The following is a 415-nucleotide window of genomic DNA, read 5'->3' as shown; positions in this document are numbered from 1 at the left end:
GGTCGTGCCCGCCACCTGGGTCCAGGTAGCCCAGAGCGCACCGGTGGAATCCTTATCGATGGTCAAAGTCTCGCTGCTGTTGTTCGAAATCACCTGCGGAAACCCCGCATCCAGCGAGTAGGCCCCGCCCGAATAGCTGTAGCGGTACAGGCGGGCCGGCTGCCCGGCCGCGGAATTGCCAAGGGTCACCACGTTTGAGGCGATGTACAGGTGGGTCCCGTCCCACAGCGTGTCCGACGACGTCGTGCCTCTGGTGTCGCTCCGGACCCCGGTGTCCACCCACGCCCCCGCACTCCGGTTCAGCCGGTAAATGCTCCACCCGCTGCCGGTGGTCCACATGTTCGCCCACCACGACCCGTCATTCCACCACAGCTTGCTCTGCGGTTTATCCGCCGTCGGCGGGTTACTCACACCC

1 pseudogene is annotated in these 415 nt (G+C 65.3%); it reads right to left on the bottom strand.

From position 1 onward, the window contains the following. A pseudogene (locus JYA52_RS00025) lies at positions 1-415 on the bottom strand (hypothetical protein); the annotation flags it as partial.

The organism is Arthrobacter pascens, from assembly GCF_017052465.1.
Taxonomy (GTDB): domain Bacteria; phylum Actinomycetota; class Actinomycetes; order Actinomycetales; family Micrococcaceae; genus Arthrobacter; species Arthrobacter pascens.
This window is presented reverse-complemented; position numbering and strand designations above follow the sequence as displayed.